Source organism: Sphingomonas sp. UYP23 (assembly GCF_054059235.1).
Window position 1 is genome coordinate 4,238,953 of sequence record NZ_JBSSBX010000001.1, and the last position, 24,002, is coordinate 4,262,954.

Annotated in this window: 22 protein-coding genes, 1 tRNA gene and 2 pseudogenes; 9 read left to right on the plus strand and 16 right to left on the minus strand. The window is 63.9% G+C overall.

The genetic code is table 11. The features are described 5' to 3' along the window. Positions 1 to 7 precede the first annotated feature (7 nt). Together rpsR and rplI are read left to right on the plus strand one after the other, a co-directional pair. A complete protein-coding gene (rpsR, locus tag ACVWYO_RS20850; RefSeq protein WP_010186331.1) occupies positions 8 to 232 on the plus strand; it encodes a 30S ribosomal protein S18 in 225 nt (74 codons plus the stop codon). 12 nt (positions 233 to 244) lie between these two features. Further along, positions 245 to 844, plus strand: coding sequence for a 50S ribosomal protein L9 (gene rplI / locus ACVWYO_RS20855; RefSeq protein WP_426263768.1), 600 nt, complete (start codon positions 245 to 247; stop codon positions 842 to 844). Between the two features lie 246 nt (positions 845 to 1,090). Here the strand turns inward: rplI and ACVWYO_RS20860 are convergent, their stop codons facing one another. After that, entirely contained in the window at positions 1,091 to 1,498 is a 408-nt protein-coding gene (locus ACVWYO_RS20860) for a hypothetical protein (RefSeq protein ID WP_457354109.1), read from the minus strand. 77 nt (positions 1,499 to 1,575) lie between these two features. Between ACVWYO_RS20860 and ACVWYO_RS20865 the strand changes: the two genes are divergently transcribed. After that, positions 1,576 to 2,508 carry an IS5 family transposase gene (locus ACVWYO_RS20865; RefSeq protein ID WP_457348219.1) on the plus strand — a complete coding sequence of 311 codons (933 nt, stop codon included), beginning with the start codon at positions 1,576 to 1,578 and terminating at the stop codon, positions 2,506 to 2,508. Positions 2,509 to 2,626: 118 nt separating this feature from the next. Here ACVWYO_RS20865 and mutL read toward each other — a convergent pair whose 3' ends face one another. Then, complete coding sequence (gene mutL / locus ACVWYO_RS20870) at positions 2,627 to 4,456, minus strand: DNA mismatch repair endonuclease MutL (protein ID WP_457354111.1); 1,830 nt, start codon at positions 4,454 to 4,456, stop codon at positions 2,627 to 2,629. A gap of 160 nt (positions 4,457 to 4,616) precedes the next feature. Between mutL and ACVWYO_RS20875 the strand changes: the two genes are divergently transcribed. From ACVWYO_RS20875 to ACVWYO_RS20900, 6 genes are all read left to right on the plus strand, one after another. Then, positions 4,617 to 5,663, plus strand: a complete 1,047-nt coding sequence (locus ACVWYO_RS20875) for a rod shape-determining protein (RefSeq protein ID WP_140848506.1) — start codon at positions 4,617 to 4,619, stop codon at positions 5,661 to 5,663. 120 nt (positions 5,664 to 5,783) lie between these two features. After that, entirely contained in the window at positions 5,784 to 6,701 is a 918-nt protein-coding gene (mreC, locus tag ACVWYO_RS20880; RefSeq protein WP_457354114.1) for a rod shape-determining protein MreC, read from the plus strand. A gap of 7 nt (positions 6,702 to 6,708) precedes the next feature. Next, positions 6,709 to 7,218, plus strand: a complete 510-nt coding sequence (mreD, locus tag ACVWYO_RS20885) for a rod shape-determining protein MreD (RefSeq protein WP_457354116.1) — start codon at positions 6,709 to 6,711, stop codon at positions 7,216 to 7,218. Beyond that, entirely contained in the window at positions 7,215 to 9,320 is a 2,106-nt protein-coding gene (mrdA, locus tag ACVWYO_RS20890) for a penicillin-binding protein 2 (RefSeq protein WP_457354118.1), read from the plus strand. The genes mreD and mrdA overlap by 4 nt, the downstream gene beginning before the upstream one ends. Continuing rightward, on the plus strand, positions 9,317 to 10,435 hold the full coding sequence (gene rodA, locus ACVWYO_RS20895; protein WP_457354120.1) for a rod shape-determining protein RodA: 1,119 nt from the start codon (positions 9,317 to 9,319) through the stop codon (positions 10,433 to 10,435). The genes mrdA and rodA overlap by 4 nt, the downstream gene beginning before the upstream one ends. A 110-nt stretch (positions 10,436 to 10,545) precedes the next feature. Continuing rightward, positions 10,546 to 10,621 (plus strand) — tRNA-Lys (locus ACVWYO_RS20900). 16 nt (positions 10,622 to 10,637) lie between these two features. Here the strand turns inward: ACVWYO_RS20900 and ACVWYO_RS20905 are convergent. From ACVWYO_RS20905 to ACVWYO_RS20970, 14 genes and pseudogenes are all read right to left on the minus strand, one after another. Then, the gene (locus ACVWYO_RS20905) at positions 10,638 to 11,738 is read right to left on the minus strand and encodes a tyrosine-type recombinase/integrase (RefSeq protein WP_457354122.1); all 1,101 of its coding nucleotides are present in this window, start codon (positions 11,736 to 11,738) and stop codon (positions 10,638 to 10,640) included. A 77-nt stretch (positions 11,739 to 11,815) separates the two neighbouring features. Beyond that, positions 11,816 to 11,998, minus strand: a pseudogene (locus ACVWYO_RS20910) (helix-turn-helix domain-containing protein); the annotation flags it as partial. After that, positions 11,952 to 12,182 carry a DUF2274 domain-containing protein gene (locus ACVWYO_RS20915; protein WP_457354124.1) on the minus strand — a complete coding sequence of 77 codons (231 nt, stop codon included), beginning with the start codon at positions 12,180 to 12,182 and terminating at the stop codon, positions 11,952 to 11,954. The gene ACVWYO_RS20915 and the pseudogene ACVWYO_RS20910, both read right to left, overlap by 47 nt. A 9-nt stretch (positions 12,183 to 12,191) precedes the next feature. Next, positions 12,192 to 13,400: a TrbI/VirB10 family protein gene (locus ACVWYO_RS20920; RefSeq protein ID WP_457354126.1), complete on the minus strand. Its 1,209-nt coding sequence runs from the start codon at positions 13,398 to 13,400 to the stop codon at positions 12,192 to 12,194. 5 nt (positions 13,401 to 13,405) lie between these two features. Then, entirely contained in the window at positions 13,406 to 14,278 is an 873-nt protein-coding gene (gene trbG / locus ACVWYO_RS20925) for a P-type conjugative transfer protein TrbG (RefSeq protein ID WP_457354128.1), read from the minus strand. Beyond that, positions 14,275 to 15,093 (minus strand): conjugal transfer protein TrbF, encoded by an 819-nt coding sequence (gene trbF / locus ACVWYO_RS20930; RefSeq protein ID WP_457354130.1) that lies wholly within the window; start codon positions 15,091 to 15,093, stop codon positions 14,275 to 14,277. The genes trbG and trbF overlap by 4 nt, the downstream gene beginning before the upstream one ends. A gap of 3 nt (positions 15,094 to 15,096) precedes the next feature. After that, complete coding sequence (gene trbL / locus ACVWYO_RS20935) at positions 15,097 to 16,398, minus strand: P-type conjugative transfer protein TrbL (protein ID WP_457354132.1); 1,302 nt, start codon at positions 16,396 to 16,398, stop codon at positions 15,097 to 15,099. Positions 16,399 to 16,520: 122 nt separating this feature from the next. Beyond that, positions 16,521 to 17,294 carry a P-type conjugative transfer protein TrbJ gene (trbJ, locus tag ACVWYO_RS20940; RefSeq protein WP_457354134.1) on the minus strand — a complete coding sequence of 258 codons (774 nt, stop codon included), beginning with the start codon at positions 17,292 to 17,294 and terminating at the stop codon, positions 16,521 to 16,523. Continuing rightward, positions 17,291 to 19,762 carry a conjugal transfer protein TrbE gene (gene trbE / locus ACVWYO_RS20945; RefSeq protein WP_457354136.1) on the minus strand — a complete coding sequence of 824 codons (2,472 nt, stop codon included), beginning with the start codon at positions 19,760 to 19,762 and terminating at the stop codon, positions 17,291 to 17,293. Before trbE ends, trbJ begins: the two co-directional genes overlap by 4 nt. Next, positions 19,756 to 20,040, minus strand: a complete 285-nt coding sequence (locus ACVWYO_RS20950; RefSeq protein WP_457354138.1) for a VirB3 family type IV secretion system protein — start codon at positions 20,038 to 20,040, stop codon at positions 19,756 to 19,758. Before ACVWYO_RS20950 ends, trbE begins: the two co-directional genes overlap by 7 nt. Next, positions 20,037 to 20,372: a TrbC/VirB2 family protein gene (locus ACVWYO_RS20955; protein WP_457354140.1), complete on the minus strand. Its 336-nt coding sequence runs from the start codon at positions 20,370 to 20,372 to the stop codon at positions 20,037 to 20,039. Before ACVWYO_RS20955 ends, ACVWYO_RS20950 begins: the two co-directional genes overlap by 4 nt. A 4-nt stretch (positions 20,373 to 20,376) precedes the next feature. After that, complete coding sequence (trbB, locus tag ACVWYO_RS20960; RefSeq protein WP_457354142.1) at positions 20,377 to 21,372, minus strand: P-type conjugative transfer ATPase TrbB; 996 nt, start codon at positions 21,370 to 21,372, stop codon at positions 20,377 to 20,379. Continuing rightward, complete coding sequence (locus ACVWYO_RS20965) at positions 21,369 to 21,728, minus strand: CopG family transcriptional regulator (RefSeq protein ID WP_457354144.1); 360 nt, start codon at positions 21,726 to 21,728, stop codon at positions 21,369 to 21,371. Before ACVWYO_RS20965 ends, trbB begins: the two co-directional genes overlap by 4 nt. A gap of 49 nt (positions 21,729 to 21,777) precedes the next feature. Further along, positions 21,778 to 23,806, minus strand: a pseudogene (locus tag ACVWYO_RS20970) (conjugal transfer protein TraG). Between the last annotated feature and the right edge of the window lie 196 nt (positions 23,807 to 24,002).

The following is a 24,002-nucleotide window of genomic DNA, read 5'->3' on the forward strand; positions in this document are numbered from 1 at the left end:
ATAGACAATGGCACGCCCATTTTTCCGCCGCCGCAAGTCCTGCCCGTTCTCGGCCAAGGATGCCCCCCGGATCGACTATAAGGACGTCCGGTTGCTCCAGGGCTTCGTGTCCGAGCGTGGCAAGATCGTCCCCAGCCGCATCACTTCGGTGAGCGGCAAGAAGCAGCGTGAGCTCGCCCAGGCGATCAAGCGTTCGCGCCATCTGGGCCTGCTGCCCTACATCGTTAAGTAAGGGGCCCAACAGATGGATATCATCCTGCTGGAACGCGTCGAGAAGCTCGGCAACATCGGCGACGTCGTCAAGGTGAAGGACGGGTTCGCCCGCAACTTCCTGCTGCCGAACAAGAAGGCGCTCCGTTCGAACGAAGCCAATCGCAAGGTCTTCGAGAAGAACCGCGAGAAGATCGTGGCGGACAACGCTGTAAAGCGGACCGAGGCCGAGGTCGAAGCCAAGACGATCGACGGCATCACGCTGACGCTCATCCGTCAGTCGTCGAACACCGGCCAGCTCTACGGTTCGGTCGCGGTGCGCGACCTGATCGACGGGCTCGAGGCCGAAGGCCACAAGGTGCCGAAGTCGGCGATCGTGCTCAACAAGCCAATCAAGGCGATCGGCCTCTATGAGGTCAAGGTTTCGCTGCACCCGGAAGTGTCGGTGACGATCAAGGTCAATATCGCACGTTCGCCGGAAGAGGCGAAGATGCAGGCCGATGGCGTCAACGTCATGGAAGCGATGTTCGAAAAGGACGAGGCCGGTTTCGTCGAGGATTACGATCCCAACGCCGAGCCGGGCGCGACCGCCGAAGTGTCGAACACCTCGGACGAGGCGACTGCAGAGGCGTAAGCTTCACAGCGTCTGTCGACAAAAAAGGCCGCCCGGAGCAATCCGGGCGGCCGTTTTTATGTCTGCGCCTGGGGGGAGACAGGGCTGGAACGGAATGCGTTCAGCCTGTCACCGCGCATGCGCCGACCAGCGCTGCGAACGGGATGAGGGCGAGAAAAACCGGGAGAACCTTGGCCATTGGGTCGATCGCTTTGCTGAACGGTGCTGCGGGGGGTTGCCGATAAAATGCGCGGCCCCGCCAAAGGTTCAGCTTTCCGAAAGCTTTTCTTGCGCTGGCCCGGCCTTCGTCAGGGCGACGGGCTCGATTCCCGAAAGAACCCAGCGCAAGCCCTCGTCATACGTCGAGGTGAAGCGGGTGAACGGCTGGGAGAAGATACGCCGCACCTGCAACCGCGCAAGCATCGTCCCGGTGACGATCGCAATAGCGCGGACGCGCTTCATCCGCGTCAGATGCTGCCCCATCGCCGCGATCATATCCTGCGACTGGACCGGACACTCCGCGATGTCGAGGATCAGCGCATAGCTCTCAAACTTGGCCTCGGCGACCTGCGCGATCAGCTCGGAAACGAGCCGCGCGGCGTCGGCAACGTCGAGCATGGCGCGCATTTTCAGCTTGATCAGTGCGTGGCCGCGATCGACGGTGATCTTGTACATTCTCGCCTCCGTGGGGCTTTGTTGCAAAACTGATGGCGGGGATTCACGCAGGGAATCGAGCGGTATAGATAGGCGTAATGCCCAAACCTGCCGCACCTGTGTATCGTACGACGAACTGGCCTGAGTATAATGCGGCGCTGAAGCGGCGTGGGTCGCTGGAAATATGGTTTGATCCGGAGATGCACTGGCTTTCGAAGCCGTGTGGTCGCCCTGGTCGCCCGATGCGGTTTTCAGACAGCGCGATAGAGCTGTGCCTGACGCTGAAGACGCTGTTCAACCTGCCTTTGCGGCAAGTGACGGGGTTGGTTTCGAGCCTGATCAAAATGGCGGGGCTGGATTGGTCGGTGCCGGATTATACGACGCTGTGCCGACGGCAGAAGACGTTGAAGGTCAACCTCGGCGGGCGGATCAGCTCGGGCGGACTGCACCTGCTGGTCGACAGCACCGGGATCAAAATGACGGGAGAAGGCGAGTGGAAGACGCGCAAACACGGACCGTCCTACCGTCGCCAGTGGCGCAAGGTGCATCTCGGGATTGATGCTGGGACGCTGGATATCCGGGCCATTGAGGTCACGACGAATGCCATTGGTGACGCACCGACGCTGCCCGTTCTCCTGGCGCAAATTCCCGGAGACGAGCGGATACTCAGCGTCGGCGGAGATGGCGCTTATGATACCAGGGACTGCCATGCCGCTATTGCCGGGCGCGGTGCCGATGCGGTCATCCCGGTCCGCCGCAACGGGCAACCATGGGCAGAAGGCGGTCCCGGCGTCGATGCACGCAATGGAGCGCTACGCGCGACAAAGCGGCTTGGTCGCGCAATCTGGAAAAAGTGGAGCGGCTATCATCGCCGCAGTCTGGTCGAGACCAAAATGCACTGCTTCAAACTCCTGGGCCAGCGCGTTGTCGCCCGCACCTTCGATCGTCAGATTACCGAGCTCAAAGTCCGTGCTGCAATTCTCAATCGGTTCTCCGAAATAGGAACGCCGGTGACCGTCCGCATCCAATAACATCTTCAAGTAAAACGTCGGTCATGCTCTCGCGTAATTATGCAACAAAGCCCCTCCGTGGCGAAAAAGGTATCTGGCATGCGTTGAAGAGCCGTTGATGCGCGACGCGTAGAAATCCCTATTTGCGGCCGAACAGCTTCTCGATGTCGCCATGCGCCAGCTTTACCCAGGTCGGCCGGCCGTGATTGCATTGCCCTGAATGCGGCGTGATCTCCATTTCGCGGAGCAGCGCGTTCATCTCCGCGACCGACAGGATCCGCCCGGCGCGAACCGAGCCGTGACACGCCATCGTTGCCGCGACATGGTCGAGCCGTTCCTTCAGCGACAGCGCCTCGTCGAATGCGGCGAGTTCGTCGGCGAGATCGGTGACGAGCCCGGTTACGTCGCTTTGCCCGAGCATCGCGGGCACGCCGCGCACGAGCATCGCGTGCGGACCGAAGCGGTCGAGGTCGAGGCCGAATTCGCTGAGCTCGGCGGCGCGTGCCTCGAGCCGGTCGCAGGCGGGTTCGTCGAGTTCGATCACTTCGGGGAGGAGCAATGCCTGCGAGGAGACGCCGCCGCTCGCCATCGCCTTGCGCATCCGTTCAAGCACGAGCCGTTCGTGTGCGGCGTGCTGGTCGACGAGGATCAGGCCGTCGGGGCTCTCGGCGACGATATAGGTCTTCGCGACCTGACCGCGCGCGACGCCCAGCGGAAAGTCGATCGTCTCGGGAGGTGGGGCGTAAGCGGGTTCGGCACGCGCTTGCGGCGGCGGGGTGAAGAAGGTGCGACGGTCGTTTAGCCCGTACGAGCGCTGATCCAGTGAAAGCCCCTCCCCTTCAGGGGAGGGGTTGGGGTGGGGCCGTGCCAAAAACGCTAGCTCCGACTCGCGGATCGGCCCCACCTCCAACCCCTCCCCTGAAGGGGAGGGGCTTTGTTCCTGCGTCCACGCCGCGAGCGACCTTTCGGGTGCCGATTGGCTGCGATGCCCCGCTTCGTCCAGCGCCCGCCGCAGGCCGCTGACGATCAGCCCGCGGACCATCGCCGGATCGCGAAAACGGACCTCGGTCTTGGCGGGGTGGACGTTGACATCGACAGCATCGGGCGGAACGTCGAGGAACAGCGCCACCACGGCATGGCGATCGCGCGGCATCATCTCGGCATAGGCGCCGCGAATCGCGCCGATCAGCAGCCGGTCCTTCACCGGACGCCCGTTGACGAACAGGTATTGATGGTCCGCTACACCGCGGTTGAAGGTCGGCAGGCCCGCGATCCCGCCGAGCCCGATCCCTTCGCGAACGAAGTCGATTCCCACCCCATTGTCGATCAGCCCGCGGTCGGTCAGCGCCGCCACGCGGTCCGGGAGCGTTTCGCCGCCGCTCACCCCGAGCGAGCGCCGTCCGTCATGCTCGACCGAAAAGCCAATGTCTGGCCGCGCCATCGCGAGCCGCTTGACCACGTCGAGACACGCTGCGAACTCGCTGCGGGCTGAGCGCAGGAACTTGCGTCGCGCCGGCACGCGCTCGAACAGCCCCTCGACCCGCACGCGCGTCCCGGGGGGAATTGCCGCCGGACCTTCCGATACGACGACACCGTTATCGACCACGCGCGCCCATCCCTCGCTCCCGCGCACCCGGCTCTCGAGCGTCATCCGCGCAACGCTCGCGATCGAGGGCAACGCCTCGCCGCGAAAGCCGAGCGTGCTGACGTTTTCGATCGCCTCGTCGGGCAGCTTCGAGGTGGCGTGCCGCTCGAGCGCCAAGGCCATGTCTTCTGGCGTCATGCCGCAGCCGTCGTCGGTCACTTCGACCAGGTCGGTACCCCCGCCGGCAAGGCGTACCGCGATGCGCGTCGCACCCGCATCGACCGCGTTTTCGACCAGCTCCTTCAACGCGCTGGCGGGCCTTTCGACCACTTCACCGGCAGCGATACGATTGACGAGATGTTCGGGCAGGCGGCGTATTGACATGGTGCAGGCTCTAGCCCAATCGCAAGCCTCCCGCGACCCGCATTCCACCACGTATCAGAGCGGTTCCACCGCCGCCCTGAACGCCTTGGTTGTAAGCGACGTCACGATATTGTGCGACCTGTCGGCAGTTCACTAAGTCCGGCGTGAAACGGAACGATCCATGGGCTTTTTCTCGAATCTCTTCCGCTTTTCTTCCCATGACATGGCGATCGATCTGGGGACCGCCAATACGGTGGTCTATCTGCGCGGCAAGGGCATCGTGCTCAACGAACCATCAGTCGTCGCGGTCGAGACGCTCAATGGCGTCAAGCGCGTCAAGGCCGTCGGCGACGACGCCAAATTGATGATGGGCAAGACCCCCGACAGCATCCAGGCGATCCGCCCGTTGCGCGACGGCGTCATCGCCGACATCGATGTCGCCGAGCAGATGATCAAGCACTTCATCCACAAGGTGCATGGTGGCCAACGCCGCTTCATGCGCTGGCCGCAGATCGTGATCTGCGTGCCGTCGGGATCGACCTCGGTCGAGCGCCGCGCGATCCGCGATGCCGCGTCGAACGCCGGTGCCAGCCAGGTCTGGCTGATCGAGGAGCCGATGGCCGCGGCGATCGGCGCCGACATGCCCGTCACCGAGCCGATCGGTTCGATGGTGGTCGACATCGGTGGCGGCACTACCGAAGTCGCGGTGCTCTCGCTGCGCGGTCTCGCCTACACCACGTCGGTGCGCGTTGGCGGTGACAAGATGGACGAGGCGATCGTCTCCTACGTCCGCCGCAATCACAACCTCCTGATCGGCGATGCGACCGCCGAGCGGATCAAGCAGGAAGTCGGCGTCGCCAAGCCGCCGGCGGACGGCATCGGCCTGACGATCCACGTCAAGGGTCGCGATCTCGTCAATGGCGTCCCCAAGGAAATCCAGATCAACCAGGGCCAGATCGCCGAAGCGCTCTCCGAGCCGGTCGGCCAGATCGTCGAGGGCGTCCGGATCGCGCTCGAGAACACGGCGCCCGAACTCGCGGCTGACATCGTCGATCAGGGCATCGTCCTCACCGGCGGCGGCGCACTGCTCAAGGGCATCGACGAGGTGCTGCGCGACGAGACCGGCCTGCCCGTCACGATCGCCGACGACCCCCTCACCTGCGTTGCGCTCGGTACCGGCCGCGCGCTCGAGGATCCAATCTATCGCGGCGTTCTGCACAGCGCGTGACGCGATGAAGCGAGCGTTTGCGCGGTCTGGGTCGAGGGATTGACCCTACTCAGGCCCCAGCGCATCGCGTAAGGCAAATCGTGGTTATTACTGGCCCTCGGGCTTTTTGATGGGGGTATGATGGCGCCGCCTCGCAATCGGCGTCCGGGGTTTTCGCGGCGGGCGCAATACAGCCTTTTTGCAGGATATGTCGTCGCCGTAGCGGGATCGCTCGTCGGGGCGGTGCTGCTTGCCTTGTCGACTTTGGACCCTGTCGCCTTTGCCGCGCTGCGCGCGAGCGTCGCGGAGGTGAGCACGCCGCTGTCGTCGGGGCTTGCGGGCATCGGGCGCGGAATCGGTTCGATTCCCGGCGGGATCGGCAGCTATTTCGCGGTGCACAATCAGAACGCCGCGCTGCGCAAGCAGCTTGCCGCGCAACACGCGCTGTTCCTACGCGCACGGTCGCTCTCCTATGAGAACCGCCGGCTGCTCGCCTTGCTCCAGGTCCGCGAGCGAATCTCCGAGCCCGTCGTCACCGCGCGGCTGGTCAGTTCGTCGGCGTCGAGCACCCGCCGCGTCGCCGTGCTCAACGCTGGATCATGGCAGGGCGTCGCGAGCGGCCAGCCGGTGCGTGGCCCCGAGGGGCTGATCGGCCGCGTGCTCGAAACCGGCCCGAACAGCGCGCGCGTCCTGTTGCTGACCGACCCGGAAAGCGTCGTGCCGGTGCGCCGCACGCGCGACGGCATCCCCGCACTCGCGACCGGCCGCGGCGACGGGCTGATCGATGTGAAATCGGTAGCGCTCACCGCGACCGACTTCGGCCCCGGCGACGTTTTCGTGACGTCGGGCATCGGCGGCATCTACCCGCCAGACGTTCCTGTCGCCCGCGTGCTCCATCGGGGCCGCGACGCATCGATCGCGCGGGCGTTCACCCAAGCCGACACGGTCGACTATGCGCTCGTCCAGCGTGCCTTCATGCCCCCTGCCCCGCCGATCCCGGTCCCGACGCCCGCGCCCAAGCCCGTCGCCGCGCCGCGTCCACCCAAGAAGAAGCCGTGATCACGCGATGAGGCAAGCCCGCGGTCCGTTCGACGAGGTCCCCGACCAGAGTTTCCGGCGCTTCGTGCCGGCGATTACGGTGGTGATCGGCTCGGCACTGACGCTGTGGCCGATGATCGCGAGCTTCCCGGTGCTACCGCCGTTCGGGCTGCTGATGCTGCTCGGCTGGCGGCTGACCAAACCCGAGAGCCTGCGGATCTGGGCGCCGCTGCCGCTCGGCTTTTTCGACGATCTGGTCAGCGGGCAACCGCTCGGCAATGCGATGCTGTTCTGGACGCTGTGCCTCTTCATGATCGACCTGATCGACCAGCGCATCGTCTATCGCGATTTCTGGCAGGACTGGCTGATCGCCTCGGGCGCGATCGCCTTCTGCCTGCTGCTCGGACGCTTCGTCGCCTCGCCGATCAGCGCGCATGTCGATACCGCGCTGATGCTGCAGCTCGCGGTGTCGATCCTGCTGTTCCCGCTGGTCGTGCGGATCTGCACGCTGCTGAGCGACGAGGACGACGACACATGAGCGGCGCGGCGTTCCGGCCGAGCGGCCGCGTCGCGACCGAAGCCGCGCAAAGCTACAGCTTCTCGCGCCGCACGGTCATGCTCGGCGCGGCGCAGGGCGTGTTCGGGCTCGCGCTTGCCGGGCGGATGACATGGCTCGCCGTCGTCGAGAACGAACAATATACGGCCAAGTCCGAAAGCAACCGCGTCAACATGACGCTGGTGCCGCCGCGCCGCGGCTGGATCGTCGACCGCCACGGCGCGCCGATCGCCAACAACCGCACCGATTTCCGCGTCGACATCATCCCCGACCGGCTCGAGAACAAGGACCATGTCCTCGCGCTGCTGCGCGACTTGCTCAAGTTGCCGCCCGAGGAGATGGACCGGCTCGTCGCCGATCTCGAACATGCCGCCGGGTTCCAGCCCGTCCAGGTTGCCGAGAACCTCGACTGGGAGCGCTTCGCCGCCGTCAGCGTGCGGCTGCCCGAATTGCCCGGCGTCGCGCCGACTCGCGGTTTCTCGCGGAGCTACCCGGCAGGCGCCGCGGTCGCGCATCTCACCGGCTATGTCGGTGCCGCCTCGGCCGAACAGTATAAGCAGACGCACGACCAGTTGATGGTCACACCCGGTTTCAAGCTCGGCAAGGACGGGCTCGAGAAGACGCTCGAAAAGCAGTTGCGTGGCGTTGCCGGGCAAAAGCGGGTCGAGGTCACCGCGCGCGGCAAGCTCGTCGCAGAACTCGCCACCAAGCCCGACCAGCCCGGCGCGAACACGCGCCTGACGATCGATGCCGGGCTGCAGGACTATGCCGCGCGGCGGCTGGGCACACAGTCGGGCTCGGTCGTGGTGATCGACTGCCTGACCGGCGAGATGCTCGCGATGGTGTCGATGCCGGCATATGACCCGAACACTTTCTCCGACGGGATCAGCCATCTCGAATGGAAGATGCTGTCGGAAAACGATCACGTCCCCTTGATGAACAAGGTGTTGCAGGGGCTTTATCCGCCGGGCTCGACGGTCAAGCCGATGAACGGGCTCGCCTTGCTCGGTGCGGGCGTGCCCGCGTCGGACCGCGTGGTGTGCTCGGGCGCGCTCCGCGTCGGCACCGGTATCTTCCATTGCCACAAGAAAAGCGGGCACGGCGCGCTGGATCTCAAGAACGCGATCATGCAGAGCTGCGACATCTATTTCTACGAGATGGTCCGCCGGCTCGGCTATGATCATGTCGCGCCGGTCGCGCGCGAACTCGGGCTAGGGCAGAAGTTCGTGCTGCCGTTCAACAGTCAGCGCTACGGCACCGTTCCCGACCCGGCATGGAAGCTGCGCCGCTACAAGCAGCCCTGGACCGTCGCCGACTCGCTCAACGCGTCGATCGGCCAGGGCTATGTGCTGTCCAACCCGCTCCAGCTCGCGGTGATGGCGTCCCGCCTCGCCTCGGGACGCGCGCTCCAGCCGAGCATCCTCGCGGCCGACGTCCACCATGGCGCCCCGCCCTTGTCGTTCCAGCCTGAGCACCTCCAGACCGTCCATGAAGCGATGTGGGGCGTGGTCAATGGCGGCGGCACCGGCGGCGCGGCGCGGATGCTGATCCCGGGCGTTGCGCTCGCCGGCAAGACCGGCACCGCGCAGGTCAGGCGCATTACCATGGCCGAGCGCGCAGGCGGCGTGCTCAAGAACGGGTCGCTTCCGTTCAAGATGCGCGATCACGCGCTGTTCCAGGGCTTCGCGCCGCACGACAAGCCGCGCTACGCGATCGCGGTGGTGCTCGAACATGGCGGCCACACCGTCCGCAACCTCGACACGCCGGCGATCGCCCGCGACGTGATGACCTATCTGTTCGACCGCGAGCGCGCGATGGCCTCGCTCGTCGAGGGCGAGGCGACCTGGGGTGGCGATATCCGCACGCGGATGGCGGCCGAGACCGCTACATACCGCGCCGCCGCCAACGCCCCGCCGATCGCGGTCGGCGCGCAGACCGAATTCAACGCCAGCGCGCCGACCGATGCGCCCGCCGTCCGCGCCGCCGCCGCCGCCGACGTCGCCGCGGCCGAGGAGCTCGCCAATACCGCCGCGCACGGCAACACCGTCGCCGAGGACGGCACCACCGAGCGGGATGTGCCATGAGCGGATTGAGCTTCGTTCCCGCGCCGCTGGCACAGCTGCCGTGGAAGATCCTGCTGCTCGTGCTCGCGATCGGTTGCTTCGACTCGCTCGTGCTCTATTCGGCCGCTGGCGGCAGCATCCGGCCGTGGGCGCTGTCGCAGGGAATCCGCTTCTTCGTTTTCCTGAGTGGCGCGATGGTGCTGTCGCGGATCCCCGAGCGGATCTGGAGCAATATGGCGCTGCCGGCCTATGGCGCGCTGTGCGTCATGCTGGTGCTCGTCGAGCTGGTCGGCGCGGTCCGCGGCGGCGGGCAGCGCTGGCTCGATCTCGGGATCGGCTTCCGGCTCCAGCCATCCGAGCTGATGAAGCCGTGCATCGTGCTGACCTGCGCGAAATTCTACGACATGCTGCCGCCCAACGAGACGCGACGGTTCGGCGCGATCTGGCCGGCGGCGTTGCTGATCCTGGTGCCGGCGGCGCTTGTCATGAAGCAGCCCGATCTGGGCACCGCGCTGATGATCATGATCGGCGGAGTGACGGTGATGTTCCTGGCGGGCGTGCCGTTGCGGCTGTTCATTGGCGGTGCGCTCGCAATGAGCGCGGCGGTGCCGATCGCGGTCAATTTCGTGCTCCACGGCTATCAGCGCAACCGTATCCTCGTCTTCCTTGATCCCGAGAGCGACCCGCTCGGCATCGGCTATCACATCAGCCAGTCGAAGATCGCGATCGGCTCGGGCGGGATCTTCGGCAAGGGCTTCCTCAACGGGACACAGAGCCATCTCGACTATCTGCCCGAAGGGCATACCGACTTCGCGCTGGCGACGATGATGGAGGAATGGGGCCTGGTCGGCGGCGTGCTGCTGATCATCGCCTTCCTGGTGATCGTGCAATGGGGCCTGGCGACCGCGCTGCAGGCGCAATCGCGCTTCGCCAAGCTGACCGCGGCGGGGCTGGCCGCAACGATCTTCTATTACGTGTCGATCAACATGGCGATGGTGATGGGGATGGCGCCGGTCGTCGGCGTGCCGCTGCCGCTGATCAGCAATGGCGGGTCGAGCCAGATGACCTTCATGATTTGCCTCGGTATCCTGATGTCGATCGACCGCACCAACCGCCGTTCGCCGGTCCGCTGGTGATTTTTTTGCCGCTACGCACAAAAAGGGTTTGCATCACGCAGCGACGCTGCTAATCGACCGCCTCCCGCAGCGGCGGCGCCACCAAGCGCCCTTGAAATCGCCGGGACTTTGGACGCATAGCTCAGTTGGTAGAGCAGCTGACTCTTAATCAGCGGGTCCTTGGTTCGAGCCCAAGTGCGTCCACCACATTTCTTCAATTATATCAGTTACTTGTGTCCGTTCCGGCGACGAGTTTGAGCCGAAACGGCGACCCACTGTGACCAATATTGTGACCTTGACAGGGGTTTTCCCCCTCGGGCGAAGTGTGACCAGTTTTAGCCTCAAAAGTCAGCTGGTCTGCGAAAGGCTGCAAATGCTTCACCGACATGTGCGCGTACCGACGCACCATCGTCTCTGATTTCCAGCCCCCCAACTCCTGCAGCACCCAAGTGGGCACGTCATTTTGCCGGAGCCAACTCGCCCAGGTATGTCGCAAGTCGTGCCAGCGAAAATCGGCAATTCCCGCTCGCTTGAGCGCATCTCGCCAATGTTTCGTGTTCACCTGACCAATCGGACGACCGGCATAAGTGAACACAAACTCGCACTGCTTGCCCATCTGCCGTTTCAGAACCGAGATAGCGAGATCGTTAAGCGGAACGCCCAGCGCCTCGTTATTCTTGGTGTCGCCGTGCTCAATCGTGATGATACGACGGGGAAGATCAACCTGCTCCCAGGTCAGCCTTTTTATGTTCCCCTGCCGCAACCCCGTAGCGAGCGCGAACAGCATCAGGTCCTGCTGGTGAGAGGGTAGTTCCTCCAAAAGGCGATCGGCCTGCGCGTGGGTTAGCCAACGCACCCGCGGTGTCGCGTTCCTTGTGTAGGTCCTGAACGCCGGAATGTGCTCGACCCATTCCCATTCGCGTTGCGCCATCCGGAAAATGGCGCGGATCAGCGCCACATAGAGATCCTTCGTACGACTGCTCGAACGGGCGTGATGTCGAGAGATAATCCCGTCGATCATATCCCTGCTCACCTGGTCCAATGTCTTGCCACGAAGATACGTGGTGAACCACCGAATCCGCGACACATCGTCCCTGTAGGACTTCTTGTGACGCTTCTCCTGAAGCCACCGCAAAGCCGCTTCGTCCCATGAACGCTTCGGCTTGCGCTTCAACCTGGCAAGATCCCACAGCTCGGCCTTTAGCTTGTCGTGATATTCCTCGGCCTTTTTCCTGTCGGTGGTCCCAGTAGAGCGTCTAATGAGCGTTCCGTCAGGTGCTGTGAGCTTGACGTAGTATGTGCTTTCACGTTTCCAGAGTGCCATATTGCCTCCTCTTGAAAGGCACTCGGCTGCATTCGTGCGGCCGCAGAATAGCCATCGCGAGTCGCGGCGACAAGGTCGGTCTCGATAAAGCGCCAACCGCGTCCGATCCGTGCTCCGGGGATCCGGCCCTCTTTCACCAGCCTGCGCAGTGTGTTGGGATGCACTTTCAGAACTGCGGCGGCTTCGGCGAGCGTGAGCAGTGCCACGGCTTGGTCAACTTCGGTCGGTCGAGAGTGAACGAAGTGATTTTGCGAATTCACGGTCGCTGTCGAGGAATGCGATAAGCATCGCCGGGATCAATTCCGCGATCGGTTCGGCGCTGCCATACGCTGTGGCATAGGCCCGACCGTAAGCATCGAGGCGGGCATGCAGGTCGGGAAAGACCGCGATTGTCAGCTTGACGGGAGTCCGGTCGGGAAGTTTTGCTAGTTTGAGGTCGGGCATAAAGATTTCCTACGAGTGCCAGGGTGCGAGGATAAGGTCGCGGTGAACGACCAGCCGCACCGATGCACCGGGCCGGATCGTAATGGTCGGCTGAACCTGGAGGTTTTTCGACGTCAGCTGATCGCCAGCGCGGGAGACGTTCTGCTGTGTGGATTCTCTGATCGCCTGTACGAGATCGCTCTCCCCCGTGAACGTCAGGCTCGATCCAACGCCGAGCAGCGTCGATAGGGCTACGCCCTTGAGCAGCGCCCACGTATGGAAATCTACGTTGTCGCTAAGGCCAGCATATCCGGCAGGATCTGTTGCAGGGACATTGTCGATTTGCAGCGAACTGCCATTCGGCAGGATGATCCGCTGCCAGACGACAAGTGCGCGGCTCTGCCCGAAAGCGATGACACTATCGTACGTCCCGATAAGCCGCGCGCCTTGCGGAATCAGCTCAATCTGCCCGGTCGCGGAGTCGAACACCCGTTCGGTGACTTGGGCCGTCACCAATCCCGGCAAATCCGAGCGCAGCCCGGTGATGAGGCTCGCCGAGATCACGCTGCCCGCAGCCAGCGTATAAGGTGATCGGAGCGGGGTAAGAACGTGCGAATCAACTGGTCCGTTTTTGTCCACACCCGACGCGAAGTCGGACTTGCGCACCTGAGCGTTCGGGTCGCGCTCGGGATCGAGGGAGGCCCGAGCGGTGTCGTTCGTCGCAATGGGGGTAGCAGTCGACGACACCGCTGGTTCCCCTGCCACTGTGGTCCGGCCAGCGGATGTCACCAGCAGCCCCGACTCTCGAGCGGCCTTCGCCTGCGCTGCCGCCTGTTCACGCTCGGAATTGATTGTGGATTGCGGAGCGACACCCGGCGGTCCGGCTTCGGTAGCCATCACACGCTGGCGATCGAGGATCGGTCGACCAAGGTCGCCGGGAAGCGGTGCCCCGAGTTTCGGTGCGTCACCGTAACTCGTGGGGAGCGCACTCAACGCGTCTCCCGACACTTTCGTCGCGATCGGCTGATCGTCCGTTTGGCTCACGATGCGAAATGTCGTTGGCTTGAGCGCGATCCAGGCTGTGGCCGCCAAGCCGACGGATGCGGTGGCGACAAGACCGACCACCGCACCGCGCCTGAAGCGAATGGCCTTTGCGGGCCGCGCTCGCAGTGTCAGCGTCTCGGGATCGACCTTCGGCGCTGCTGGCGGTCCATCCTGCGCATTGTCTTCGACATCCACGGCGCTCACCTCGCTTTGCGGTTGGGGTTGGCACTGCCGACGACACGACTAATGCGAACGACGTCCTGCCGTTTCGTGCCGAGCCGCAACTCGGCGGTGTCGAACAGCCGATCGACGATGTAGAAGCGGCCGCGTACGCGGTAATTGACCAATTGGGCTTCGCGCTTGGCATCGACGAGGAAAAGCGGCGGCGCCTCGCCAGTGGCAAGCGCTGCCGGGAACTCGATGAAGGTTTGCCGTCCATCGTCGAATGCTCGCAGCGGACGCCACGTCGGATGATCGCCCATGATGGTGTAGTCGAAGCGGAGGTTATCGACCTCGAGGCCGCTGGCGACCGGCGCAGCAGTTGCAGCCTGTTCCTGCTGCCGTTCCAGCGCGATCAACGCGTCCTGCGGATACGTCCACGATATCGCCGACATTGCCGGGCCGGTCGCGCTCGACAGTGTCAAATGGTAGGTCCGGTGATCGGTGGTGATGATGAGGTTGGTCGTCAGCCCGGCGGTGAACGGCTTCACCAAAACGTGGGTGCGTTTCTCCGTCCCGGAGCCGCTGGTCGTATCGCCGATTACCCAGCGAACGGTATCACCACTGGCGACGGCACCGAGTTGTTCGCTGGGCTGGAGGGCGATGTCGGTCACACGTCCGGGTGCTGTGTAGACGCGGTAGATCGTTCCATCGTTGAACGGGTAAAACTGCGTGGCATTGACGAACGCTGAAGCGGATGGCTCGATCGTCGCGCCGGAATTGGCAGCAGCGACTTGGCGCGTCGCTTTGCTCCGGGTCGCACTCGGTTGCACCCCGCGCTTTCGCGAGGCGGCCTCGGCGGGCGTTGCGATTACCGCGAATGCCACAATGAAGGGGAGAACGACGTGGTTCATGGCTGAATCTCCGTTTGAGGTTTTGCGGGCATTGACGAGCCGAGCGACGGATCGAGCGGCGAGCCGACGGGCACGTTCGTTGGAGTTGAGGGCGCCGCGACCATTGCGGCCGCCAGAGTGGGTGGGAGCGCAGGCTCCAGCTCGCGGCTCCAGTCGATGGCATCGACGTACACACCGAGCGGGTTCTTACGCAGCGTGTCGGCAGACGTCGGGGACTTGGTGACGACGGTGAGAATGCCAGTCCAATGCGCCAGACCGACCTGAGTGCCGCGCTCGTAGGCAGTCTCGGTCCATTTGACCTGGAACGACTTGTCTGACGCTCGCACGACGCTGGTGACCTGCACGGCGACCGATCGCTCGCCGATGCCAGCAAACGGGTTCGCACTGCGGGCGTAGTCCCCCAGAAACGCCGCGCCGCGCTGGGTCGCGAAATCATAGGCGGACAACCAGTCTTTGCGCATCAGTACGGCATCGAGCGAGACCGAGCGGACGTTCTCGACGAACTTCGCAAGATGCCATGCAATCTGCGGATCGGTTGGGCGATAGGTCGCCTCCGCCTCGCTCACCGCGCGCGCCTCACCGAGCCGATCGACCGCGACGACATACGGGACGACGCGGCTTTGGAGTGACTGCCAGATCAGCGCCCCGGACATGCCGCCCGATACGACGAGCATGCCGAACGCGATCATCCGCCAATTGCGGGCCTGCACGCGTGCAGAGCCGATGCGGTCGTCCCACAATTGCCCAGCGCGCTGATACGGCGTTTCTGGCTCTGGAGTGCGTCCGTAGCGCTGGACGCCGCGTTTGAAGATCATGGCTCAATCATCCTTTTCTTTAATGTCGGGAGTGGCGGACGCACCGCCGCGATCGCCGTCGCGGATGGCGTGCATCGCGACCTGGCGGTGGTGACGAGAATCCTGGCGACGTTGCAGCGACTGCGCCCAACCCGGCGCGCCGGCATTCTCTCCGGCGGAGCCAAAGCCGCTGCCCTGCTGCCCACCATTCATGCCGGCCCAAGCCGCATCACGGCCGGATTGCACCGCTTGCGATAGGCCGAGCGCACTCGACGCTTTTTGGCGCATCGCGCCCCCGGCTGCCTGCGCGACACCGCCGAGGCCCGCGGCAACGCTCTTCGAGCCTGATGCTTCCTGGCCAAGCTGATAGGAGGCCTGCGCTGCTGATCCCATCGCAGTGCCGGCACGAACCGCGCCGAGTGCCGCGCCGCCAAGTGCGCGTGCACCGGCGACCGCGCCGCCGCCAGCCAAGGCTGCTATGCCCGCAGCACCGACGGTCGTCCCCAGCGCCGCGCCTGCACCGAGTTGGGGCGCGCCGGACACAAGCCCCGATGCGATGCTCGGGCCGAAGATGCCGAGGCCAAACAAGGTGAGCGACGCGAGCACCAGACTGAGCGCCCGCGCGATGTCTGGTTCACCTTGAGCCGCAGTTGCGAATTCGGTGAAGAAATTGGAACTGATGCCGATGATGACGGCGAGCACCATGACCTTGATCCCGGAGCTGACGACGTTCCCAAGCACCCGCTCGGCGAGAAAGCTGGTCCGGTTCCACAGCGCGAACGGCACGAGCACGAAGCCCGCGAGCGCAGTCAGTTTGAATTCGAGGATGGTGACAAACACCTGCACCGCGAGAATGAAGAAGGTGATGATCGTCAGCGCCCATGCGATGAGCAGCACAGCAATCGTCACGAAGTTGGTGAAGAATCCGACCGGGCCGCTGAGATCGGAAATCTGCTGAAGCAACGGCCATGCGGCCGTAAAGCCGGTGCCGGCAAGCCGGCCGGGCTTTAGAAGATCATCGGCGGAGATCCCCCCGCCCCCAGCCGTGATCCCGGCGCTGGCGAACGAGCGGAATACGATGTCGGCGAGTGTCGAGAAACGATTGATGATGAACGCGAATGCGCCGATGTAGAGGATCTTCTTGATGAAGCGACCGATGACATCCTGTTCGCCGCCGAGTGCCCAGAACAGGCCGGCCAGCGTGATGTCGATGCCAATCAATGTCGTGGTCAAAAAGCCGACATCGCCGCCTAGCAAGCCGAAGCCGCTATCGATGTACCGAATAAAATCGGCAAGAAACCGGTCGATGACGTTGAGATCTTTCATGATGCGTCAGATGTCCAAAATATGAGAATGTCGCGGGGCCCGGTCTGGGGAGCGGGACCGGACCCCGCGACGGCGGCGATGAGCTTGGGGGATGTCACCGCCGCCCGCGCACCGGTTCGTGCCTATTGGCCAGAGGGTGCTGGCGTGTAGGCCGAACCGGAACCGAGAAACTTTTGCGTGGCCGCGCGCGCGTCGGATTCAACTTGAACCCGCCGCGCCTGTTCGAGCGCTTCGGCACGGTATTGCGCCGCCATCATGCTTTGCGTTTGGAATTGCTGTTTTGCGGCCAGCGCGAGCAGCTGGTTGGTCGCCTGCCCAACCGCCAGAGCTCCCTCGGAACTCTGACTGCGCGACACGATGTCGTTGAGCGTGGCCGCGTCGGTCGAGACATTCTCGGCGATTTGCGACTGGACTGACATGGTCTGGCCGAATGCGGCGAGCGACGCATCCAGTCGCGCACGCGCCGCCGCGACCAGCGCGTTCCCGGTCAATGCCGGATTGAAGGTTGACGGGAACATTTGGCTGTATTGCCGGGCGGTCGTGGTCACGTGGAACTGAATGCCGCGTGCCTGGCTCATCAATTGATCAATCTGCTGCAGGCGCTGTGTGATCGCCTGGACTTCAGGAAAATTGATCGTCGTAAGGTTCTTGGCCTGGTTGAGCAGCATCGAGGCTTCGTGCTGAAGCGACTGAATCTGATTGTTGATCTGCTGCAGCGACCGCGCTGCAGTCAGCAGATTCTGCGAATAATTCGTCGGATCGAAGACCGTGAATTGGGCCTGTGCCGGTGAGGTTGCCAGCACAGATCCGAGCGCACCGGTGGCCGCAACTGCGAGCGCCATTGACGTAAATTTGCGTCCGATCGCGGACCGGGCGGCGCGGGATGGTGCAATCATGGCAGTACTCCTTGTTCGGGGGATGGCGTTTCGGGTGGTATGAAATCGGCGAGCAGCGCCGCAGCCCAGTCGAGGCCGGCGTAGTCAAGGAAGCGCTTGGCGAACTCGGGTTCGCCGTGCTCGTGCAACAACCGGTCGATCGCCGCCTGCGACGCCGGATCGGACGTGCCGCACAGCGCGAGTGCGATCGGTCCCAGCCCGAGTTCGAACAGCCGATTTCCTCGGGTCGACTGGAGGTAGTAATGGCGTTTCGGCGTGGCGCGGCTGATCAGTTCGACCTGTCGGTCGTTGAGGCCGAAGCGTTCATAGGCGGCGCGAGATTGCGGCTCGATCGCGCGATCGTTGGGTAACAAAATACGCTGCGGGCAGCTCTCGATGATGGCGGGTGCAATGCTGCTATCAGCGATGTCCGCCAGACTCTGCGTCGCGAACAGCACCGCAACGTTCTTCTTCCGGAGCGTCTTGAGCCACTCGCGGATGCGCGCCGCGAACAGCGGATGATCGAGGAAGATCCAGGCTTCGTCGAGAATGAGCAGCGTCGGTCGACCGTCGAACCGATCTTCCAATCGGTGAAAGAGATAGGTGAGCACTGGCGCAACCACCCCCGCCTGCCCCATCAACGCCTCAGTTTCGAAGCATTGGACGTCGGCGAGTGCGAAGCTTTGTTCGGCTGCATCGAGCAGCCGGCCATACGGGCCTTCGAGCGTATAAGCGGTGAGCGCAGTGCGCAGTGCGTTTGACTGAAGCAACAGCGCCAAACCGGTGAGCGTGCGTTCTTCGGTTGGCGCCGATGCGAGGCTGCCAAGTGCCGACCACACCGATTCCTTGATCTCCGGCGTGACGACGACCTTTTCATGCACGAGCAAAGCGGCGATCCAGTCGAGCGCCCAGGCGCGTTCGGCGGGAATGTCGATGTCGCGCAGCGGCTGGAAGGCCAGCGCTTGGCTCCCGCTCGAGACTGTATCGACGGCGATACCCAGTGCGTGATGTGCGCCGCCCATTGCGAGCACTGCCGCGCGCGCGGAAAAACCCTTGTCGAAGATATAGAGTTGAGAGTTCGGGTAGCGTCGGAATTGCAACGCGATCAGCGCGAGCAGCACCGATTTACCGGCGCCGGTTGGGCCGACCACCAACATGTGGCCGACATCGCCAACATGGGTCGACAATCGGAACGGCGTCGATCCGGCGGTCTGAGCATAGAATAAAGGCGGACCGCCGAGATGCTGGTTGGCGATCGGCCCTGCCCACACCGATGGCAGGGGCATCAGATGTGCAAGGTTCAGCGTGTGGACTAGAGGCTGGCGCACATTGGCATAGGCTTGGCCAGGCAGCGACGAAAGCCAGGCCTCAACCGCATTCACGCCTTCGCGCTTCACCGTGAACCCGAGGCCGTTGACGATCCGCTCGATGGCTCGAACTTTTACTTCGGCGCGGTTGCGATCCGCGTCCGCTACCGTGATCGTCGTCGTCAGATAGCCGAATGCGACATGATCGCCGCCGAGCGCTTGCAGCGCGAGATCGGCGTCCACGACCTTATTGTCAGCATCGCTATCGAGCAGTTGCGTGGGCTGGTTGTAGATCACCTCGCGAAGAAGGGCTGCGACCGACTTGCGCTTGTTAAACCATTGCCGCCGTAAGCTAGTCAACACTTTGGTCGCGTCGGTCTTGTCGAGCGCGATGAAACGCGTCACCCAGCGATACCCGAAATCCTGATGGTTGAGCGCGTCGAGCAGCCCCGGGCGGCTCATGTTGGGGAAGCCGAGCACGGTCAGCGTCCGAAGATGCTGCTCGCCGAGCCGGGGCTCGAGCCCGCCGATCAGCGGCGTGTCGGCGAGTACGCCATCGAGGTACATAGGCGTTTCGGGCACGGTGACCGGATGACGGCGGCTCGAAACGGTGCCGTGCAAATAGGTAAGCGTCTCGGCATCGTCGAGCGCACGGACCTCGGGCATGAACCCGGCGAAGAGATCGAGCACCCGGTTGGTTTCTGCAATGAAGCCCGCCAACGCTGTGCGCCAGTCGCGCCCCTTGGCGTCGTCAGGCCGATCGACCAATGAACGTCCGGCCGCATCGCTACTGTCGGCCGGCGGCAACCATGTCAGCGTGAGATGGAAACGGCTCTCGAAATGCTGGCCTTCGGCTTCGAAGCCTGCGCGACGTTCCTCGTCGACCAGCCAGGACGCTGCCTCGGGAAACGCGCTGACGGGATAGCCCAACGCCTCGCGGCGCTCGGCGTCGAAGAATAGAGCCCAGCCGCTACCGAAGCGGCGCAGCACGTTGTTGGCCCGCGCACAGGTGGAAACGAGCACGGCTTCCGTCGCGCTCTCGAGATCGGGACCGCGAAACCGCAGCGTCCGCTGGAAGCTGCCGTCCTTGTTGAGCACGACCCCGGGCGCGACGAGTGCCGCCCACGGCAGATGGTCGGCGAGGCGGTCCGCGCGGTGTCGGTATTCCGCGAGATTCAGCATCCCAAATATCCTTTTTGCCGCAGGTGTCGGACAAGGACGTTGGCAAAGTCTGGATCGCGGCGCGCGGCAAACACCGCGATGCTGTGACCGACTGCCCAGACAATGAGCCCGATCAGCCACTGTTGGAGCCCGAGACCGATCGCTGCGGCGATCGTCCCGTTGACGATTGCGATGATGCGCGGGGCGCCGCCGAGCAGGATCGGGGATCCGAGGCTGCCATGGATCGGCGCCTCAAATCCGTCGATGTGCCGGCCGGAACCGGAATGGGCCGGCGTCATGCGATCAGTGCCCCGCCGCCAAAGCTGAAGAAGGACAGGAAGAAGGACGAAGCAGCGAACGCGATCGACAAGCCGAAGATGATCTGAATGAGTTTGCGAAAACCGCCTGCGGTCTCGCCGAACGCCAAGGTCAGGCCGGTGGTGATGATGATGATCACCGCGACGATCTTGGCGACAGGGCCCTGAACGGATTCGAGCACTTGCTGGAGCGGCTGCTCCCACGGCATTCCCGACCCGGCCGCCCAAGCTTGCGCCGAGATGGTTGCAGAAAGTCCCAGCGCGAGCGTGACGAAGGCGGGCGAAGTCGAACGAGAAATGTGATGCAGGCGCATGGGGTCAGTCTCCTTGGGGGGTGAAGTGTTGGTCGGGGGTGAGGTCGATGACCGCGTAACCGCCGTCCGGATCGAGACCGGCGACCCGCGCCAAAGTGTCGACACGGCGAGCAAGGCCGCGACCGGAGATGAACACGATCATGTCGATCGCATCCGCGATCAGCCGACGCGGCACGGTGACGACCGCCTCCTGGACAAGCTGCTCGATGCGGTGGAGCGCTGCGACAGCGCCATTGGCATGGACCGTCGCAATCCCGCCGGGATGGCCGGTGTTCCAGGCTTTCAGCATATCGAGCGCTTCGCCGCCGCGAACCTCGCCGACGATGATTCGGTCGGGTCGCAGCCGTAGGGTCGAGCGCACGAGGTCAGCCATGGTGACGGCGTCAGTGCGCGTGCGCAGCGCGACCGTGTCGGCAGCGGGCGATTGCAACTCGCGCGTATCTTCGATCAGGATCACGCGCTCGTTGAGATGCGCCATCTCGGCAAGCAGCGCATTGGCGAGCGTCGTCTTGCCCGAACTGGTCCCGCCAGCGACGAGGATGTTGCGCCGTTCGACGACGGCGAGCGACAGGAGTCGCGCCATGTCGGCGGTCATGATGCCGTCGCTGACGTAATCCATCAGCGTGTAGATCCGCGTGGCGGGCTTGCGGATCGAGAAGCAGGGCGCGAGCGATACGGGAGGCAAGACGCCTTCGAAGCGCTCCCCTGCCCCCTCGCCGTGCGGCGGCAATTCGGCCGAGACGATCGGCGAACCCGCATGGACCTCGGTGTGGGCATGGCTTGCGACGAGTCGGATGATACGTTCGACCTGCGCCAAATCGAACCGCACCAGCGTATCGCTGCGGCCTTCACCCAAACGATCGAGCCGGAGCGCGCCGTCGGGATTGACCATCACCTCGACGACCAGCGGATCGGCAAGCGCGGCGGCGATGGTCGGCCCCATTGCGGTGCGCAGCATAGCACGCCGGCGATCGACCGAGATCGGATCGGTTGCGGTCATGAGGTCTCTCCAGTTTCGCGCCGTTGCCCGAGCGTGCGATCGCCGGACGCGAGCTGGCGCCCGACCTGCGACACGAAAGCTTCGAAGCGTTCGCGCCCGATGGCGCGCGCGGCGGCGTCGGCGTCGGGCAGGGGCGCGGTGACGGTCAGTTGGTAGCGAACGAACAGCGAAAGGCTTTCCAGCACGACCTCGATGTCGCGGCGGATTCGCTCCTGCTCGCGCGACATCCGATCGAGCCGGACCTTGAACAGATCGTCGAGCTTCTTCGAGCCGCGCCGTTCGAGCCAGTCGGCTAACGCATCGTTGACGAGGTGGCTTTTATTGCCACCGGGACGAGAGGCGAGCGCTTCCAGCACATCGCTGATCGCACGATCGATATAGAGGTTCTGCCGGACTTTCATCGCGTCAGATCCCCGGCAGCAGGTCGCGCCCGCTGCTCTGGTTGAGACCATAGCCGCGCGCGGTCGGATTGAGCCCACGCGCCTGGTCCATCGTGCGCTGTTCGGCGGCGAAATCGCCGTCGTCGTCGCCGGCGGTAATCGGCGGAATGTGTTCCAGCTCGACTTGCTTGGTGGGCCGCTCCTCCGGCAATCCCGGATGCCGCTCCTGCTGCATGCCGCCATCCTCGCCTGCGGCAGCCGCATCCACACCGTGCCTGAGGCGGTCGTCGGTGAGCCGCGCGAAGCGGCCCCAGTCGTTCGACCGTGGCTTTGGCCGATCGACGTAGCGTTCCTCGCCAAGCATCGGCGCTGGTGCGACGCGGCTCGCGAAATTGCGGTCCTGGAAATAGCGCAGTTTGGTCGCGCGGATCGGTGCGAGGCCTGAGATTAGCACCAGTTCGTCGGTCGCCGGCAGCTGCATGACCTCGCCTGGCGTGAGCAACGCGCGGGCTGTTTCCTGCCGGCTGACCATGACATGGGCGAGCCAGGGCGCTAGCCGATGACCGGCATAGTTGCGCATCGCGCGCTGCTCGGTTGCAGTGCCGAGCGCATCCGAAATGCGCTTGGCGGTGCGCTCGTCGTTGGTCGCGAACGCGACGCGGACGTGGCAATTGTCTAGGATCGAATTGTGGTCGCCGTATGCCTTTTCGATTTGATTGAGGCTCTGCGCGATGAGGAAGGCGCGGATTCCATAGCCGGCCATGAACGCGAGGCTCGTCTCAAAGAAGTCGAGCCGTCCGAGGCGCCGGGAACTCGTCGAGCATCATCAGCAATTGATGGCGGCGTGGACCATTGGCGGGCTGCTCGAGCCGTTCTGTCAGACGGCGACCGATCTGATTGAGCACGAGGCGGATCAGTGGTTTGGTTCGACTGATGTCCGATGGCGGAATGACGAGGTAGAGCGATAGCGGGCGATCGCCCTCGATCAGGTCAGCGATGCGCCAGTCGCAGCGTGATGTGACCTCGGCGACGGTTGGATCGCGGTACAGACCAAGGAACGACATGGCAGTCGAGAGGACACCAGAGCGCTCATTCTCGCTCTTGTTGAGCAGTTCGCGCGCAGCGGACGCTACAACGGGATGAACACGAGGATGCTCGGTGTCGCCGAGATGATTGGTCGACATCATGTTACTAAGCGTCGAGACGAAGCTGCGCTGCGGGTCGGACAGGAAGGTGGCGACGCGTGAGAGCGTCTTCTCCTCCTCGGCATAAAGGACGTGAAGAATCGCGCCGACGAGCAGAGAATGGCTGGTCTTTTCCCAATGGTTGCGCCGTTCGAGCGCGCCTTCCGGGTCGACCAGGATGTCGGCGATGTTCTGGACGTCGCGTACTTCGTTCGCACCGCGCCGGACTTCGAGCAACGGATTGTATTTCGCCGAGCGCGGGTCGGTCGGATTGAACAGCAGGCAATGCGAGAAGCGCGCGCGCCATCCCGCAGTCAACGTCCAGTTCTCGCCCTTGATGTCGTGAACGACCGTCGAGCCGGTCCACGATAGCAGCGTTGGCACGACGAGGCCGACGCCCTTGCCCGACCGCGTTGGCGCGAACGCCATGACGTGTTCGGGGCCGGAGTGCCGGAGGTAGCGATCGCCGATGCGGCCGAGCAGGACACCGGCGTCGCCGTGCAGCCCCGCCTGATCGATCTCACGGTGCGTCGCCCATCGAGCTGACCCATAAGTCGTGACGTTGTTCGCCTGCCGCGCACGCCATAACGATCCGAAGATCGCGGCGGCGCATCCGACAGAGCCGCTTGCACCAGCGAGCATACCGGCTTTGTCGAAGACCGGCTCGGCATAGGCGCCGAAATGATACCACCATGCGAACAGAGCCCACGGGCGATACAGCGGCACGCCGCCAGCGATTGCCCAGGGGCGGCCTAGCTCAGGCTGATAGGCGAGCATCGCTGCCGCCCACTGCGTCCCACCCCACACGCCTGCGAACACGATCGCGAAGACGATAAGGATCTGACCGATCAGCAATTTGGTGGGCGTCATGTGGTTTCCCCGCCGGACGCGTCGCTTGCTCCGGCTCAGGGAAAATCGCGCAATGACCCTTGGAATCGAAGGGTCCTGTTGGGTGATAAAGCGCTAGGGTGCGCTCGCGGCGTTGTGTCAGCGAAAAATCGGTCAACTATTGCCGTATGAGTAAATCGTTCCTATAATCGTTTTGTAGTGATATCATTCTAGGGAA